The organism is Planktothrix paucivesiculata PCC 9631, from assembly GCF_900009265.2.
GTDB lineage: Bacteria > Cyanobacteriota > Cyanobacteriia > Cyanobacteriales > Microcoleaceae > Planktothrix > Planktothrix paucivesiculata.
In genome coordinates this window covers 1-265 of the sequence record NZ_LR735019.1, presented here as the reverse complement: position 1 = coordinate 265, position 265 = coordinate 1, and the positions used below count along the sequence as shown (strand labels likewise).

The window sequence follows — 265 nt, the reverse complement described above, 5'->3', positions numbered from 1 at the left end:
CCACAAATATTGTTACACCAGAAATTTCTAATTATACCCCCCTCCAAAAACAACCGGATTCCACAATTAATCCCACAAATATTGTTACACCAGAAGTTTCTAATTATAACCCTCTCCAAAAACAATCAGATTCCACAATTAATCCCCCAGACAGTAGTGATTCCATGGATATTGCTACACCAGAAATTCCTAATTATTCCCCCCTCCAAAAACAATCGGATTCCACAATTAATCCCACGGAAAGTAGTGATTCCACGGATATTGC

Annotated in this window: 1 protein-coding gene; it reads left to right on the top strand. The window is 38.1% G+C overall.

Annotated elements, in window-relative coordinates:
- Positions 1-265: hypothetical protein (locus tag PL9631_RS26230; protein WP_197046403.1), on the top strand; the 265-nt coding region annotated here is incomplete at both ends.